The sequence below is a fragment of the Prochlorococcus marinus XMU1402 genome (assembly GCF_017696205.1).
Taxonomy (GTDB): Bacteria; Cyanobacteriota; Cyanobacteriia; order PCC-6307; family Cyanobiaceae; genus Prochlorococcus_A; species Prochlorococcus_A marinus_AC.
The window spans coordinates 1002163-1018564 of the sequence record NZ_JAAORD010000001.1 but is presented as its reverse complement, the minus strand read 5'-3'; the positions used below and the strand labels follow the sequence as shown (position 1 = coordinate 1018564).

Annotated in this window: 15 protein-coding genes and 1 tRNA gene; 8 read left to right on the top strand and 8 right to left on the bottom strand. The window is 32.6% G+C overall.

All coding sequences use genetic code 11. From position 1 onward, the window contains the following. Position 1: 1 nt before the first annotated feature. Together HA141_RS05890 and HA141_RS05885 are read right to left on the bottom strand one after the other, a co-directional pair. The gene (locus tag HA141_RS05890) at positions 2-361 is read right to left on the bottom strand and encodes a Villin headpiece domain-containing protein (protein ID WP_209117788.1); all 360 of its coding nucleotides are present in this window, start codon (positions 359-361) and stop codon (positions 2-4) included. A 150-nt stretch (positions 362-511) separates the two neighbouring features. After that, positions 512-1054, bottom strand: coding sequence for a hypothetical protein (locus HA141_RS05885; RefSeq protein ID WP_209117786.1), 543 nt, complete (start codon positions 1052-1054; stop codon positions 512-514). A 106-nt stretch (positions 1055-1160) separates the two neighbouring features. Here HA141_RS05885 and HA141_RS05880 point away from each other — a divergent pair, with 106 nt between their 5' ends. Then, the gene (locus HA141_RS05880) at positions 1161-2279 is read left to right on the top strand and encodes a histidine kinase (protein WP_209117783.1); all 1119 of its coding nucleotides are present in this window, start codon (positions 1161-1163) and stop codon (positions 2277-2279) included. Positions 2280-2321: 42 nt separating this feature from the next. Then, a tRNA-Glu gene (locus HA141_RS05875) sits at positions 2322-2394 on the top strand. A 16-nt stretch (positions 2395-2410) separates the two neighbouring features. Here HA141_RS05875 and HA141_RS05870 read toward each other — a convergent pair. Next, on the bottom strand, positions 2411-2944 hold the full coding sequence (locus tag HA141_RS05870; protein ID WP_209117781.1) for an SRPBCC family protein: 534 nt from the start codon (positions 2942-2944) through the stop codon (positions 2411-2413). Between the two features lie 182 nt (positions 2945-3126). Here HA141_RS05870 and HA141_RS05865 point away from each other — a divergent pair, with 182 nt between their 5' ends. From HA141_RS05865 to HA141_RS05850, 4 genes are all read left to right on the top strand, one after another. Next, a complete protein-coding gene (locus tag HA141_RS05865; RefSeq protein ID WP_209117779.1) occupies positions 3127-4254 on the top strand; it encodes an FAD-binding oxidoreductase in 1128 nt (375 codons plus the stop codon). A 111-nt stretch (positions 4255-4365) separates the two neighbouring features. Further along, entirely contained in the window at positions 4366-5889 is a 1524-nt protein-coding gene (gene zwf, locus HA141_RS05860) for a glucose-6-phosphate dehydrogenase (protein WP_209117777.1), read from the top strand. A gap of 2 nt (positions 5890-5891) precedes the next feature. Further along, positions 5892-7196 carry a glucose-6-phosphate dehydrogenase assembly protein OpcA gene (locus tag HA141_RS05855; protein WP_209117775.1) on the top strand — a complete coding sequence of 435 codons (1305 nt, stop codon included), beginning with the start codon at positions 5892-5894 and terminating at the stop codon, positions 7194-7196. Next, the gene (locus HA141_RS05850; protein WP_209117773.1) at positions 7197-8588 is read left to right on the top strand and encodes a cobyrinate a,c-diamide synthase; all 1392 of its coding nucleotides are present in this window, start codon (positions 7197-7199) and stop codon (positions 8586-8588) included. Here the strand turns inward: HA141_RS05850 and HA141_RS05845 are convergent. From HA141_RS05845 to folD, 3 genes are read right to left on the bottom strand one after another with little or no spacing between them, the layout of a single operon-like run. Then, on the bottom strand, positions 8585-9064 hold the full coding sequence (locus HA141_RS05845; RefSeq protein ID WP_209117771.1) for a divergent PAP2 family protein: 480 nt from the start codon (positions 9062-9064) through the stop codon (positions 8585-8587). The genes HA141_RS05850 and HA141_RS05845 overlap by 4 nt on opposite strands. Before the next feature lie 13 nt (positions 9065-9077). After that, positions 9078-9980, bottom strand: a complete 903-nt coding sequence (gene crtE / locus HA141_RS05840; protein WP_209117769.1) for a geranylgeranyl diphosphate synthase CrtE — start codon at positions 9978-9980, stop codon at positions 9078-9080. A gap of 37 nt (positions 9981-10017) precedes the next feature. Further along, positions 10018-10914, bottom strand: a complete 897-nt coding sequence (gene folD / locus HA141_RS05835; protein WP_209117767.1) for a bifunctional methylenetetrahydrofolate dehydrogenase/methenyltetrahydrofolate cyclohydrolase FolD — start codon at positions 10912-10914, stop codon at positions 10018-10020. Positions 10915-10988: 74 nt separating this feature from the next. On the opposite strand from folD, the gene HA141_RS05830 reads away from it, so the two are divergent. Continuing rightward, complete coding sequence (locus tag HA141_RS05830) at positions 10989-12461, top strand: HDIG domain-containing metalloprotein (RefSeq protein ID WP_209117765.1); 1473 nt, start codon at positions 10989-10991, stop codon at positions 12459-12461. Positions 12462-12476: 15 nt separating this feature from the next. Here HA141_RS05830 and HA141_RS05825 read toward each other — a convergent pair whose 3' ends face one another. Both HA141_RS05825 and HA141_RS05820 read right to left on the bottom strand, forming a co-directional pair. Further along, positions 12477-12869, bottom strand: coding sequence for a hypothetical protein (locus tag HA141_RS05825; protein WP_209117763.1), 393 nt, complete (start codon positions 12867-12869; stop codon positions 12477-12479). A gap of 82 nt (positions 12870-12951) precedes the next feature. After that, a complete protein-coding gene (locus tag HA141_RS05820; protein ID WP_209117761.1) occupies positions 12952-14592 on the bottom strand; it encodes a 2-isopropylmalate synthase in 1641 nt (546 codons plus the stop codon). Positions 14593-14815: 223 nt separating this feature from the next. Between HA141_RS05820 and HA141_RS05815 the strand changes: the two genes are divergently transcribed. Next, entirely contained in the window at positions 14816-16399 is a 1584-nt protein-coding gene (locus tag HA141_RS05815) for a glycoside hydrolase family 57 protein (protein ID WP_209117759.1), read from the top strand. Positions 16400-16402: the final 3 nt, after the last annotated feature.

Here is a 16402-nt window from a genome sequence, read left to right as displayed (position 1 = left end):
CTTATTTTTTTTTATTTTGTTTTTTTAGATTATTTATAGTTTCTTCAAATTTTTTCTTAATATCATTGGGAATTTGTTTTGGGCAAATTTTAATTGCGCTGTTAAGAATTTCAATCTCTCCAATATAAAGAACTCTTTGTGTCGTTAATTTTTCATTACCTGCTTCTTGAATTAAATTACCATGTTTAGAAAAAATAACTTCCGCAAATGTATATGTTGAAACGGCAAAAGATTTGTTGAAGTCAAAATCTATTTTGTCATTAATAGATTTGCAGAGGAAAGAGGCCCCCATTTGTTTATATAAAAAGACATCTTCTTTTGAAGCGGGAGGTTTTGTATTTGCATATAATCTCTTGTTCAAAATATTTATTTCGCAAAAAATTAGATAAAGAATTAAGGGAAAATTTAATAAATTTAAAAACTTTTTTGATTGAAAATAAATACCCATTAATACACAACTTTTTTTATTAACATAACATTTTTATTTTTGGTTTTTAGTTTATGAAAGTTCTTACTTAATAATTCTAATTTCATGATGGTTCTCCACTATTTTTAGCTTATTTTTGTTCCATGAATATATAACCCTGTATCTATAGTTATCCAAATCTACTAGTCTTGTATGTTCAAGAATATACCAGTCATGATAGGAAGATTCAAAAATCATTTCATGTTCATCGACTTGCTTGATATTTGAAATCCCTTGATCCTTACTTAAATAAAAATTTTCTCTCATCAGTTGATGTCCCTTCAAAAATGCACGCATTTCTCCTGTTTCTTTAAATTGGGGATTTTCCTCAAAAAAATCATATTTTTTTTCTGGATACCATGTGAATTTATAGTGCGACTCCCATTCGGACTTATTTTCAAGAGCTTGTATATTTATATTCATACATAAATTATAAGTTTTTTGTTTTTCATCAAGAAAATAAGTTCTATTAGATCTCCACAATCCAAGATTTCTGGAAAACCATCTTTTCAAATTACTATTTAAACTAATTTCTGGAGAGTTATTTTCTCCAAAATTTAGATTTTTCATTTGATTAATAACAACCATATATAAATAAGCCTTATTTATTTCATAGCTTATAAGTAAAATAAAATAAAATATCTTAATGTGTTTATAAGGATTAACAGCTTTTCAACACTTCAGAGGCAATCATTTGAATGATAAAAAAGAGCTAAAATTAATACTTGTAGCTGCTAGAAATCAACTTTCTAGTGGTGATATTAAGTCCGTGATAGCTTATTTAGAATCAGATGATTGTGGATTTGATATTTCCCTTCAGATTTCTGAGCCGACAGAACAGCCAGAATTACTAGAGTTACACAGATTAGTTGCTATTCCTGCTTTAATAAAGATCACACCATCTCCAAAGCAAATATTTGCTGGAAGTAATATTTTCGCTCAGCTGCAAAAATGGCTACCAAGGTGGACACAAGAAGGTTTGACAAAAAATCTTGGAATTAATTTGCAACCATCAAAAATTGATTCCATAACAACTCAAAAAGAATTTCTTCTGGAAGACGAACTTCTCGTTTTAAGGCAAGAAAATGAGACATTAACAAAACGAATAGAATCTCAGGAAAGATTATTGAGAATGGTTGCGCATGAATTAAGAACTCCCCTAACTGCAGCTACTTTGGCTATTCAAAGCCAAAAACTTGGACAAATTGATATTTCAAAATTGCAAGATGTCATTAAAAGAAGATTAGAAGAGATTGAACTCTTATCTCAGGATCTTTTAGAGGTAGGCACAACCAAGTGGGAGGCGTTATTTAATCCTCAGAAAATTGATTTAGGTAATATTAGCGCTGAAGTTATACTCGAATTAGAAAAATTCTGGAGATTAAGGAATATCAAAATAGATACTGATATCCCATCTGATTTGCCAAGTGTATTTGCGGATCAAAGAAGAATGAGGCAAGTATTTTTAAATTTAATTGAAAATGCTGTCAAATTTTCTAAAGACTCTGGATCTATAAAAATTACAATGATACACAAGACCAATCAATGGGTAGAAATAACAATTTGTGACAAAGGTGCTGGTATTCCTTTGAGCGAGCAAAAAAGAATCTTTCTGGACAGAGTAAGGCTCCCACAGACTTCTGAAGGAACTTCAGGATTTGGGATAGGGTTATCTGTATGCAGGAGGATAGTGCAGGTCCATGGGGGAAGAATATGGGTTGTGTCTGAGATAGGCGTAGGCTCATGCTTTCATTTCACCGTTCCTGTGTGGCAAGGACAAAACAAAGAGCAACAATACTTGACGAAAGGCTAGCTTTACTCTTAATTTTTTATAAGCTGTATATGCAGATTTCTTGGCCCCATCGTCTAGAGGCCTAGGACACCTCCCTTTCACGGAGGCGACAGGGGTTCGAATCCCCTTGGGGCTATTATTTAAAGTTTAAACTAATTAATTATTGATTTTGCTTGTCTATCGACAGCCATCAAATTTTCAGAAAGATCTTTTTTTAATCTTTTCTCAATCATTCCTATGGGCATCCATTGACAACCCTGAACCGTAAGATCGTAGATTAATGAATTTTTTTTAGTATCTTTAATATTTTGAATTTTCCAACTACCTTCAAATTTCCTGAAATCTCCTTTAATTAAATTAAATTTTAAAAGGCCAAGCTCTTTATCTTCAAATAAATCAATAGTTACTTCAGCTGAAAATTTCATACCAAGAAAATCCTGAGCTCCAACTTGTTTAAGGTGCACATTATTTTTCTTTTGATAAATTTTTTTACTTGAGAGTAAATTTGGTATGTAAAGATTTAATCGATCATAATCTGTTAAAACATTCCACAAAGAATCAAAACTCGCAGAGGTTGTAAGCTGTGCTGCGAGTCTTCTTGTCCCACCAGATAGCTTTTCCATAGTTTGCTCAATTGTCCTGTAATCATTTTTATATTGATCTACTGAATCTTGAGGATTAATCATAAATGAATTTTTTAGTTAAGATAAAAAATTATTTCTGTGTAACTATACAAATAAAAACAAAAAATATTGAAAAATAAAAATATTTTAATTTATTTATTCCGATCTCAAAACGTAACCATTTTTGTAAAACAACTACAAATTAAACTACAAATTGATAGTCTTTTATAAAAGAAATCTTAAAAATGTATTCACAAGCAAAAGTAATCGCAGGCGGTTTAGCTCATATACCAGTAGTCATTGCTGTTTTTTATTTTATACTCACAACTTTTAACAAAAGAGCTTTAAAATACGTTGAAGAAGCAAAAACAAAAAAATCTGACTCTAAAGTGGCGGAGCCCAAAAAAGTAGTAGTTTCAAAAACAGAAACCTCAAAAATAGAAGCTGCAAAAACAGAAGCTTTAAAAGTAGTGAAGAAAAAACATGCAGACGTTCCAGTAAATATTTATAGGCCTAAAACACCATATGAAGGTACAGTAATTGAAAATTATAGCCTCCTCAAGGATGGTGCAATTGGAAGAGTTAATCACATAACTTTCGACCTTAAGGATAGCGATCCTTTTTTAAACTATGTAGAAGGACAAAGTATTGGTATCATGCCTGCTGGTGAAGATGCTAATGGAAAACCTCATAAATTAAGACTATACTCGATAGCTAGCACAAGACATGGTGATGACTTTAATGGAAATACAGTTTCTCTTTGTGTAAGACAGCTTCAATATGAAAAAGATGGTGAAACTATTAATGGTATTTGCTCCACTTACTTATGCGATATTAAGCCTGGAGATAAAGTAAAAATAACTGGTCCTGTAGGTAAAGAAATGCTTCTCCCTGACGAAGAGGACGCAAACATTGTTATGTTGGCCACTGGAACTGGAATAGCACCAATGAGGGCTTATTTAAGAAGAATGTTTGAACCAACTGAAAAAGAAAAAAATAAATGGAATTTCAAGGGTAAGGCTTGGTTATTTATGGGTGCTCCAAAATCAGCTAATTTGTTATACGAAGATGATCTTCAAAGATACCTTTCTGAAAATCCAGATAATTTTAAATATACAAAAGCTATTAGTCGTGAGCAACAAAATACAAAAGGTGGAAGAATGTACATTCAAGACAGAGTTTTAGAATCAGCAAACGAACTTTTCAACATGATTGAAGATGAAAAGACACATATATATCTTTGTGGGTTAAAGGGAATGGAGCCTGGAATAGATGAGGCAATGACTAAGGCAGCAGAAGAAAAAGGCTTGAACTGGTCAGAATTAAGACCCCAATTAAAAAAAGCAGGAAGATGGCACGTAGAAACTTACTAAGTCTGTGATATTAATATTTAGTTTCACCTACTAAATACTTTTTGGTTTAGACACAATATGTAGCTAATTTTAGAAAAAAAGAGGATTTTAAAAAAAGAGAATACTAAAAATATGCCTACAACTTTAAGTAATCCTCTAAGAATAGGTTTACGGCAGGAAAGAGTCATTTCTCCACAATGCTTGGTAATATTTGGTGCTAGTGGAGACCTTACTCATAGAAAATTAATACCAGCGTTATTTGAGCTCTATTTGCAAAGAAGAATTCCTAGTGAATTTGGAATAGTTGGTTGCGCGAGAAGACCTTGGACTGATAATGAGTTTAGAGAAAAGATGAAAGTAAAGCTATCCAATCAAATATCTGGTAAAGAAAAAGAGTGGGAACAATTTTCTAATTATCTTTTCTATGAACCAGTTGACTTACAACTAAGTGATCATGTCATAAGGCTTTCAAAAAGATTAAATGAAATTGATAAAACACAAGCTACTCATGGTAATAGAACATTTTATTTATCAGTTTCTCCGAATTTCTATGCAAGTGGATGTAAAGCTCTTAAAGCAGCTGGCCTTTTAGATGACCCGAAGAAAAGTCGTTTAGTGATTGAAAAACCTTTTGGAAGAGATTATTCAAGTGCAAAAAAATTAAATAAGATCGTTCAAAGTTGTGCAGAAGAAAGTCAGATTTATAGGATTGATCATTATTTAGGTAAAGAGACAGTTCAAAACATTCTTGTTTTGAGGTTTGCTAACACCATTTTTGAACCAATCTGGAATAGAAATTATGTATCAAGTATTCAAATTACTTCTTCTGAAACAGTAGGCGTTGAAGATAGAGCAGGTTATTACGAAACCTCAGGTGCTTTAAGAGATATGCTTCAAAATCATATGACTCAAATGCTAGCTGTTACTGCTATGGAACCTCCTGGAAAATTTGAACCAGAAGCAATAAGAAATGAAAAAGCTAAGGTTCTTCAAGCTTCAAAACTTGCTGACGAAAATGAACCTTGGAATTGTTGCGTAAGAGGTCAGTATGGAGAAGGAGGAAATATCTCATATCGATTAAAAGGATATAGGCAGGAAGATGGTGTTAATTGTAATAGCACAACAGAAACTTATATTGCGACAAAAGTTTTTGTTGATAATTGGCGTTGGCAAGGGGTCCCTTTTTATTTGAGAACAGGTAAAAGACTACCTAAAAGACTTGGGGAAATAGTCTTGACTTTTAAAGACGTTCCTGTTCATTTATTTGAATCAACAATAATAAATCCTGCCCCTAATCAACTTATCCTTAGAATTCAGCCAAATGAAGGCGCTACATTCAAATTTGAAGTAAAATCTCCTGGCTCTGGAATGAAATCAAGACCTGTTGAGATGGAATTTTCTTATGATGAATCATTTGGAGAGCCCTCAGATGAAGGCTATGTAAGATTATTAGCTGATGCAATGCTTTCTGACCCAACCTTATTTACTCGAAGTGATGAAGTAGAGGCAGCATGGAAACTTTATACGCCATTAATAGAATTAATGGATAATTCTCCTTGGAAGTTACCTATTTATAATTATGAATCTATGACATGGGGACCTCCTGAGTCTGATCAATTGCTTTCAAAAGATAATATTTTCTGGCGCAGACCTTAAAAATGAAACCTCAGCTAACACTCCAAACACCATTAGAATTGCCTTATCAGGAAATTTCTAATTACCTTAATAAATTATGGATTTCAGAAGATAAAGATAATAGTGGAGCTAATACTTTTACATTAATGGTCTGGCAGCCTGCTTGGCTAGAACAATGTTTGGTAAAAAAAGGATTAGTTAATGGACCAATTACTGGAAATTTAAGTCAAGAGATAATTGAAGTTGCAAAAAAATTTATATTAGATCAAGGACTTCCTCTCACTACTTCCCTCAATAGTGAAGAATTATTGAATTTATTGAAGGAAAATTTATCTGATAAAGACTTTGAAGACTTTAGAGGACAATTTTTTGAATCATCAATAAGTACATTGAATCCAAGAAGATTAATAACTCTCGCGCCAACCATAAATAAAAATTCAGATATCAAAACTTTTGTATCGGCTTACTGTCCATTAAGTGATGCTCCAGCTGTGCAACCTATATGTGGGGATTTAGTTGTTATTAGGGGCGACTCTGCCTCAATATCCCAAAAAGGATTAAAAATTATTGATGAATTATCTATTGATGAATTACCTTCTTGGTTGTGGTGGAATGGAAGCTTAGATGAATCTCCCGAAATTTTCGAATATTTTACTAATTATGGTCTAAGGTTAATAATTGATACTGCTCTTGGATCGCCTAGCAGATGTTTAAAAATTCTAGATCAATTAAATAATTCAAATAAAGCTATTAATGATTTGAATTGGGTTAGGTTGAAAAATTGGAGGGAATCATTAGCTATGATTTTTGATCCACCATCGAGAAGACCAATTTTAGATCATATTACTGATATTGATATTGATATTGCAGGAGATCATATGATTCAAGGTTTGTTTTTGATCGCATGGATTAGCGATAAACTTGGTTGGTCTTTTCTAAGAGTTAAAAGGGATACAGAATCAATAAAAATAGAGTTTGAAAGAATTAATAGCGAAATAATTTCTGCATCAATTAATCCCTTATCTTTGGGGAATCCAAGTATTCATTTAGGAGAAGTTATTGGATTGAGGTTGATTTCAAAAATTAGTGAGGTTCAAAAAAATAACACTTGTGTAATACTTGGCTGTGAATCAGTGGAATGTATGAGACTTGAAGCAGGGGGAATGGCTAATATGGAATTAATAGAACAAGTTGTTCCAAATTCTTTTTCTACATCAGAATATGATGTTAGTAAATTATTGGGAAGTAGTAGAGGTAATACAAGTCCTCTTTTTAAAAATTCTATTGAAATAGCTCTTAAAATATTTAATGGTTTTAATAACTTATAAATGTCTTGTGTAATATCTTCGCCTTCAAGTGATAGTGGGAAAACTACATTATCGCTTTTGATATCTTGTTGGGCTTTCTCAAAAGGTATTAAGATACAAACTTTCAAGGTTGGCCCAGATTATCTCGATCAACAACAACTTAGTTCAATTGGCCAACCTATTTGTAGGAATTTAGATATTTTTTTAAGTGGTGAGGAATGGGTTCAAGAAAGTTTTTTTAAACATTCTTTGAAATATGAATTCTCATTAATTGAAGGAGCAATGGGTCTATTTGATGGATTAGGAGCAACAACCTATTCAAGCACAGCAAATATCTCTAAACTTCTCAATGCCCCAGTAATTTTTATTGTCAATGCTAGAGGTCAAATAACTTCTCTTTTGGCGACTGTTCGAGGTTTTAGAGATTTCGATAATGAGTTGTCAATAGTAGGAATTATATTTAACAACGTTAATTCAGATAGACATAAAAAATTGATTGAAGAAGTTTTTAAAAATGAGGATATCGAAATTCTTGGTTTTTTACCATCTGATTCAAAAATAACTTTAAACAAAGCAAATTTAGGATTGATATCTCCATTGGATAATAATAAAGAAATTGATGTTGAATATTTTGCAAATTTCGCCGAAAAAAATCTTGATGTATTTTCTCTTATTAAATTATTGAGATCTCCTCAAAAGAAAATATTTAATTCTCTCAGTTTTGGAGACTTTAAAATAGACAAAAGTAAACCTATTGCAATTGTAGAAGATAAAATCTTTCATTTTCAATATCCTGAAACTAAAGAGTTTTTGAGTGAAATAGGCATACCATTGATTTCATGGAGTATTTATGATGATGAAGAAATACCAAATGAGGCTTCTTCTTTAATTATTCCTGGGGGTTTTCCTGAAAAATATGCTGATCATATAAGTAACTCTACAAAAAGCTTAAATTCCTTAAGGAAATTCCGCAAAAACGGATTTATATATGCAGAGTGTGGCGGGATGATGATTTTAGGAGACTTTGTAAAAGATGAAAATGGTAATAATCATAAGATGAGTGGTATCCTGCCTTTTAGATCAAAAAAAAGTAAACTTACAGTGGGTTATAGATACATTAAGGGTTTAAAAGATACTCCGATCATTAAACAAAATCAATTAATTAGAGGACATGAATTTCATTATTGGGAAATTGAAAATAATTTATCTGAACTTGATTCAAGAAAAACTGAGCATCAGAAGAAACTATCTTCTCCATGGAAAATTAAATCTTGGGAAAATGAATACAAAAATGAAGGATATTTTGATGAAAAATTACATGCAAGTTGGATTCACTTACATTTGCCAAGTTCTCCAGAAGTCGCAAAAAACTTTATAGATGCTACTCAAATTAGTTTTTCAAATGATTCTTAATTTATTATCAAATCAAATATTTTTAAAGGAGAACCTAAAAAAAACATTCCAGGCAAAGTAATTAACGGTCCTAAAAAACTCCCCACCATGACCTCAATTTTTGTATGGCCCAGGGTTTCTTTTAAAAATAATTCAGATTTAGGATCTAATTTTTTTGATAGTTTATTGATTTCTGCAGCTTGAATCCCAGCTGATTTTCGAACACCACTAGCGTCATACATAACTATTAGAGCAATAGCAACTGATAATGCGAATATTGAGCTATCAAATCCCAATTCATAACCTATACCGGATGCAGCGCCAGTTATTAAGGCCGAATGACTTGAAGGCATACCACCCGTCTCGAATATAATTCCAAATCTGATCTCTCCAGTTGAAATAAAATTGAATGCAATTTTAAAAAATTGAGCAAGTAAACAGGATAATAAACTCCAGAAAAGAACTGAATTATTGAAAAAGACAAAGAAATTAGACATAAATTAAAACTATTTATCTGTCTCTATTGGTAATAAAGTCGGCTAATGATATTAAATACTTTGCATCAGCCCCCCAAGGTTCAATTGCTTTTTTAGCTTTTTCAACTAAATCAAATGCTCTTTTCTTTGACTCCTCCATTCCTAGTAATTTAGGGTAAGTAGTTTTGTCAGCTAAAAGATCTTTGCCGGCAGTTTTACCAAGCTTTTCACTGCTGGAAGTTAAATCAAGAATATCATCTATTATTTGGAAAGCTAAACCAATTCCTTCTGCATATGTTGTTAGAGCTTGTAAAAGTTTTTTGTTAGCGCCTGCGATCATCGCGCCTGTTCTTACGCAAGCCTTTAATAAAGCACCTGTCTTATGAAGATGAATATATTCGAGAGTTTCAAGGTCGACTTCTTTGCCTTCGCACTCTAAATCAACAACTTGTCCTCCTACTAGCCCTGGTGCACCTGCTACTATGGACAATTCGCCAATTACATTTAATAATCTACTTGGATCGACTCCTGGACTTCTCAAAGAGACCATCTCAAAGGCCCTCGTCAATAAAGCATCGCCTGCAAGAATAGCTATTGCATCTCCATATACTTTATGGTTCGTTGGCCTACCTCTCCTTAAGTCATCATTATCCATAGCAGGTAGATCATCATGAATCAAGGACATTGTATGGATCATTTCTATCGCTACTGCAGTAGGAACAGCAAGAGAGGGATCTCCTCCAGCCAGTGAGCAGGATGCTAAACATAAAATAGGACGTATCCTTTTACCTCCAGCTAAAAGAGAATATCTCATGGATTCTCTTAATATTTCTGGATTCTCAGGGCCCAAGGAAAAATCAAGAGCTTCTTCGACAACCTTTTTTGTGTTTTTTAGATATTTTTCAAAATCAGAAATACTATTTATTACTTCAGTCATTTTATACCTTTAGTAAAAAAAAATTTCATCGTTGAGTCTATGGCAAAAGGTCATTAAGATTTGATGATAAACCAAATTGTTTTTGCCAGCTAAAAATAGTATTTACAAGTAACATTGTTACTGTCATTGGTCCAACACCACCAGGTACAGGTGTGTAAGCAAATACTTTAGAAATAACATCTTCTAATAATACATCGCCACATAATCTGGTTTGATTTTTATCGGAACTTTTTAATCTATGGATTCCAACATCAATAATTACTGCTCCTTCTTTCACAAAATTCGAATCTACAAGATTGGGTTTTCCTGCAGCCGCAATTAGTATGTCGGCCTCTCTACAGACTTTATTCAAATTTAATGTTTTTGAATGAGTCATTGTCACCGTGCCATTTAGATTTAACAACATAAGCGATAGGGGTTTCCCGACAAGCAAACTTCTTCCAATAACAACAATTTTCTTACCTTCAATTGTAATATTTTGGGATCTTAATAAATTAATAATACCCGCTGGTGTACATGACCTCATTGCGGGCTCATTTTTCACTAATTTACCGATGTTTACCTCATTTAATCCATCCACATCTTTACTTGGATTAATATAACTGATCAGTTTTTGCTCATCAAACTTATTTGGGATAGGAAGTTGTAGCAAGATTCCATCAATATCCTTATCAGAATTAAGTTTGATTATTAATTGTTCGACTTTTTTTTGCCCTACATTATCTTTTAGATGAAAGATAAAGCTCTTTATTCCAATCCTTGAACATGCTTTTTCTTTGTTATTAACGTAAACACCACTTGCAGGGTCTTCACCTATTCTTATTACAGCTAAACCGGGAGCTCTTTTTGCAATTTTTTTATTACTTGAGATATAGTGATTTAATCTTTCTTCAATTTCAAGAGATAATTTTTTGCCGTCTAATTTTAATGACATTTAGAAAAACATCTCCTTTTTACATCTAGCATGCCTATAATTCTAAATTATTCAAATAGATTTATTTATATTCTGTGCAAAACATCACAACTACTTTAAAAAAATTGTTTTATCTTTGGAGGAGAAGTCAAGTTCCATTAAAACAACCAATAAAAATTTCAAGAATAGATAATCTCATAATTTTTTTAATTTGCATTTTAATTTCAATAATTTCCTCTTTTAAAATACTTCTTATTTCACCATTAAATATCACAGATATTTATTCTTGGTTTTTGACCTTTATTGAAATACTTATTAGTTCTGGAATTTTGATATTAGTGTCAAAAAAAGAGAATCCCACAATTTCTTCAAGACAGATCATCTTGATCATTACTTTTCTTTTAGCAGTACAAGCCACGAAATTAGCCTTTGCTTCATCCATAAGTCCGTTATCTATAGTAATTCCACCAGCGTTAATAATATCTCAAGGGATGGGAAGCATAACAGCTTTAGCTTGGGTATCAATAGCAAGCCTTAGTTGGCCAGACCCAGCAGTTTCTATTGATAGTAATTTATTTTTTATTTTATTAGTTTGCGCGTCAGTAGTATCTCTACTTGGAGGAAGAATTAGAAGTAGAGCTCAGTTACTTCAACTATCAATTTTTGTCCCTATAGGATCATTCTTGAGTCAGTGGTTATTGATAGGTAATGATAGTAAAACTTTTTTTGATAATCAAGAATTTGTTTTAGCTAAAGGGGATATATTTTCTGATTCCTTGCTATTGGCAATAGTAATGCTTTTTACTATTTTATTTATTCCTATTTTTGAATCTATATTTGGATTATTAACTAAAGCAAGATTACTTGAATTGGCTGATAAGGAGAAACCTCTAATTAGAAGATTGTCTCTTGAAGCTCCTGGTACTTTTGAACATACATTACTTATATGTGGTTTAGCAGAGGAAGCAACAAGAATGATTGGTGGTGATATTGATCTAATTAAAACTGGGGCTTTATATCATGATATTGGTAAATTACATGCCCCTAATTGGTTTATTGAAAATCAGGATGGTTCAAAAAATCCACATGATGAAATAGATGATCCTGTTAAAAGTGCAGAGGTACTACAGGCTCACGTTGATGAAGGATTGAAGTATGCAAGAAAAAATAGATTACCTAAACCCATAGCAAACTTTATCCCAGAACATCAAGGCACATTGAAAATGGGGTATTTTTTTCACAAGGCTAAAGAAAAAAATACTTTAATTAATGAAAATGATTTCAGATATAATGGCCCTATTCCTCAGTCAAAAGAAACAGCTATCTTGATGCTTGCTGATGGCTGTGAAGCTGCATTAAGAGCTATGAATATTAATGCATCTGATAAAGAAGCTTTGGAAACAATATCAAAAATTATCTATTCTCGTCAAAAAGATGGGCAACTAGATAGTAGCAATTTATCGAAAGGCGAAATTTTTTTAATAAAAAGGGCATTCTTGAATGTATGGAAAAGAATTAGGCATAGAAGAATTCAGTATCCAACTAGCAAAAATAATACTTTTTCTTAATTTTCTTTAGATAATTTATAGCCTGATACTTCTTCTATGTTTTGGGTTGCACCAATATAAAAGAGCTAGTGTGCTAAGTAAAGTTGTTAAAAGGGTGAAACCACCAATTCCAAAAATGTCATTAAGAGTAATGAGCCTAACCACTGAATAAGGACCCATACCAGAAATTACCATTGATAAGGATACTAGAGTTAAAGTTACTCCCCATTTTCTCTCGGCCAATAGAGCTGCTGATGAAACTATTCCAACTATCGCAGCGGGCCACCCAAGGCTTATTGCAAGAGTTATATTCGCAACTTTTAGTGGAGGTCCAAAGCTGATTATTAATGCGATTATTGGTAGTGCGACTATATTACTTATTAACCCAACCCATGAAAGTGCCCAATATCCAAGTAACCTTTCTCTCATTATTTACTGCTTTAACTATGAGATTAATCTACAATATCACGAGACTATTTTTAAAAGCTACTTAATAATCCAAAGAAATAATTTAGTTTGCAGGATTAGATAGAAATGCTTTTTCAGAATTTTCTAAATTGTCAAATTGTGGGTGAATTGAATTTTTTTTCTCAGAAAATACAAGTCTATTTAAAGCATTAACATATGCATTTGCTGCTGCAACAACAACGTCCGTATCTGCGGAATGACCAGAATATATCTTGTTATCCTTTCTTATTCTTATTGTTACTTCGCCCAAAGCATCAATTCCTTCTGTTACAGACTTTACAGAAAATTCAATTAATTCATTAGGAACTTTAGCTAATTTATTTAAGGCTTCGCATACTGCATCAACGGGTCCAGTGCCTATTGATACAGCAGTATCCTCAGTATTATCTTCAGTGTTTAAAAGTGAAATAGTGGCTGTAGGTTTAGATGCGTTACCGCAACTTACTTGTACAAGACTTAATTGAAATTTAGCTTCAGGAAGCTGCACTTGTTCACTAACAATTGCTTCTAAGTCTCTATCTGTAATTTCTCTTTTCCTATCAGCTAATTCCTTAAAACGAGCAAAAGCATCATTTAAATCTTCCCGGCTCAAGTCATATCCCATCTCTTCTAATCTTGCTCTTACAGCACTTCTTCCACTAAGTTTTCCCAAAGATATTTTGTTGTCACTCAAGCCAACAGTTTTTGCGTCGATAATTTCGTAAGTTAGTCTGTTTTTTAAGACTCCATCCTGATGAATGCCTGACTCATGCGCAAAAGCATTGGCTCCAACAATTGCTTTATTAGGTTGAACCGTCATTCCAGTTAGGTTGGAAACAAGCCTAGAGGTTTTTGTGATTTCTTCTGTTCTTATAGCTGTAAGAGGTGTTGGTGAATCTGGATTTCTTTTGAAAAAACTATTAAAAAAACTTTTCCTAACATGCAATGCCATTACCAATTCTTCTAGAGAAGCATTCCCTGCTCTTTCTCCAATTCCATTTATCGTACACTCTAATTGTCTCGCCCCATTTTTTACTGCCTCTAGAAAATTGGCAACTGCTAAACCTAAATCATTATGACCGTGAACCGAGATTACTGCCTCTTGAATATTCGGAACATTTTTATTTATATCTGCAATCAATTTGCCAAATTCACTAGGAGTTGTAAATCCAACAGTGTCAGGGATATTTATTGTTGTTGCTCCTGCGGAAATTGCTAGTTGAATAACTTCGTATAAAAAGTCAGGATCACTCCTTGAGGCATCTTCACAAGAAAACTCAATATCATCTACTAATGATTTTGCATAATTAACCATTTCTGGAACTATTTGAAGGACATCTTTTCTGGATTTTTTAAGTTTATGTTTAAGATGAATATCACTTGTTGCAATAAAAGTATGTATTCTTTTTTTTGGGGCTGGACTTACTGCTTCGTAACATGCTTTTATATCTCCTTTAGACGCTCTAGCTAAACCGCATATTATAGGGCCATTTTCTTTCCCGACTGAATTAGCAATTTTATTAACAGCTTTAAAATCTCCTGGACTTGCAAAAGGGAATCCAGCTTCAATAACATCTACTCCTAATCTTGCTAATTGATGGGCAATAGCAAGTTTTTCTTCGAGATTTAAACTGGCACCAGGAGATTGCTCTCCATCTCGAAGAGTTGTATCAAATATCAAAATTCTTCCAGGATCTTTTGACATCAGAAGGATGAACTAAACTTATATTAAGCTAATTAAAAAAAATTGACTAGCTTTAGTTCAATAATAATTTGCTGAAACTTTATAACTTAAATAAAATTGGTTAAAATTCTGAAAAAAAAAATAAAATACTTAAATTTTTAAAGTATTCTTTTATGATCAAAGCTTCCTTTTTTAAAGGTTATTTTGGTTTTTTATAGAATTTCAGGCATAAATTATAAAAAGTATGAATGGGCGTTACCCCCAAAAAAATGTTCTAGGTCAGTTAGCGATAGTTTTACATGCTCATTTACCTTATGTCAGGAAAAATGAAAAAAACTCTTTAGAAGAGGATTGGTTATTTCAGGCGATTCTCGAATGTTATATACCACTACTTCAATCAATAGAATCTTCCAAAAATGAAAACCCTGAAAATACAAAACTTACTATTAGTTTGTCTCCAACATTATTATCACTTCTAAATAATAAAAAAATTCAAGAGACTTTCCCAAGCTGGATTAAAACAAGGAACGATTTCCTAAACGAACTGCCACTAGAAGAAAAAAATGCATCTGCTTTTTTATTCAAAAACCTTAATGATAAATTCTCATACTGGCAAAATTGTTCTGGAAATTTAATTGAGAAGTTCAGGGTTTTAAATAACTCTGGAAATTTGGATATTCTTACTTGTGCTGCTACTCATGGATATCTTCCAATTTTAAGGGAGAACCCTGAAACTGTAATAGGACAAATCAATACAGCCATTAGGAACCATGAAAATATTTTTAAAACAAAGCCCTTAGGTATTTGGTTACCTGAATGCGCATATTATGAGGGTTTAGATGAACTGCTATTTAATTCTGGAATTAGATATACAATCTTAGACGGACACGGGATTTTAAACTCCGCACCAAGGCCTAGGTATGGTGTATATGCTCCAATATGTTCGAAAAAAGGAGTGGCATTTTTCGGGAGAGATAGTGAGTCAACCTTGCCCGTTTGGTCTGCTAAGGATGGGTTCCCTGGCGACAAAGTATATAGGGAATTTCATAAAGATTTGGGGTGGGAATTACCTGTCTTAAAGCTCCAAAAGAAGGGCATTTCAACAAAAAGACCTTTGGGTTTAAAGTTTCATAAGATTACAGATGAAAACATTTCTTTAGGGGAAAAAGAGTTTTACCTTGAAAATGAAGCCAAAAATAAGGCGGCAGAACATGCTGATGCCTATCTTCTAGCGAGATCCAAACAATTAGAGAAATTGACTTTATCCTCCTCCTTTAAGCCTTTATTGGTAGCTCCATTTGATGCAGAGTTATTTGGTCATTGGTGGTATGAGGGACCTTTTTTTATTGAAAATATACTAAAGAACTCTAGTAAATATTCAATTAAGCTTACAAATTTAAAAGAATTCTTAATGCAAAAACCGAATCTTCAGATTTGTGATCCATCGCCATCAAGCTGGGGGCAAGGTGGTTACCATAATTACTGGATTAATGATGCAAATGCATGGATCGTTCCAGAAATCACAAAGGCAGGCTCAACATTTGTAGATTTGTGCCTGGGAAATTTTAATAATGATTTATCTCAAAGACTCTTCAATCAAGCTGCGAGAGAACTACTTCTTTCTCAGTCTTCAGATTGGAGTTTTATTCTAAGAGCTGGAACCACAACTGAGCTCGCAAAAGAGAGAATAGAAAGGCACTTATTCAGGTTCTGGAAATTGGTTGAAATGATTAGAAATCATTCCAATATTAATTTAAAATTTCTTGAAGATATTGAGGAAGAGGATAAAGTTTTCCAAAAAATTAATATTGATGATTGGCGAAAATAAATA